Source organism: Aureimonas ureilytica (assembly GCF_001475935.1).
Lineage (GTDB): Bacteria > Pseudomonadota > Alphaproteobacteria > Rhizobiales > Rhizobiaceae > Aureimonas > Aureimonas ureilytica_A.
The window spans coordinates 1-538 of sequence record NZ_LDQA01000176.1; the positions used below are offsets into that span (position 1 = coordinate 1).

Sequence of the window (538 nt, forward strand, 5' to 3'; positions counted from 1 at the left end):
TATTCACCGTGATGGTCGGCACCGTTGGCGCACCGCGGGCACCGTCCGGATCAGTCCCGGTAGCTCGGGGCCGGCCCCGCCCCCACGAACTCCTCGTAGCTGTGGACCCCGGAATCCCGGTACCGCTGGGCCTGCTCCTGCCCGATCCAGCGCAGGTGCCAGGACTCGTACCAGTACCCGGTGGTGTCCTGCTGCTGCCAGGGAAAACGCAGGATGAACCCGTACTCTGCGCCGTGCTCGGCGAGCCAGTGCGCCGCCGGGGTGTCCCGGAAGCACGGCTGCAGATCGCACGCCCCGGACCCGCCGAAGTCCACGGCCAGCCCCGTCTGGTGCTCCGAGTACCCGGGCCGGGCGGAGGCGACGTCGGCCCGCTCCTGCCCGTAGGTGCTCACCCACTGCCGGTAGGTGGCCTCCTGGGTCTGGTGGGAGCGGTAGCCGGAGATGGGGCTCAGGCTCACCCCGTCCCGAGCCGCGGCCTCGATCATCCGGCGGGCGGCCGCGGCGGCGTCGGCTCGCAGCTGCACCGAGCCCACGAGAC

General features: G+C 72.5%; 1 protein-coding gene. It reads right to left on the reverse strand.

The genetic code is table 11. From position 1 onward, the window contains the following. Window positions 1-50 precede the first annotated feature (50 nt). On the reverse strand, window positions 51-538 hold a 488-nt coding region (locus tag NS365_RS23340; protein ID WP_206612173.1), incomplete at its 5' end, for a M15 family metallopeptidase.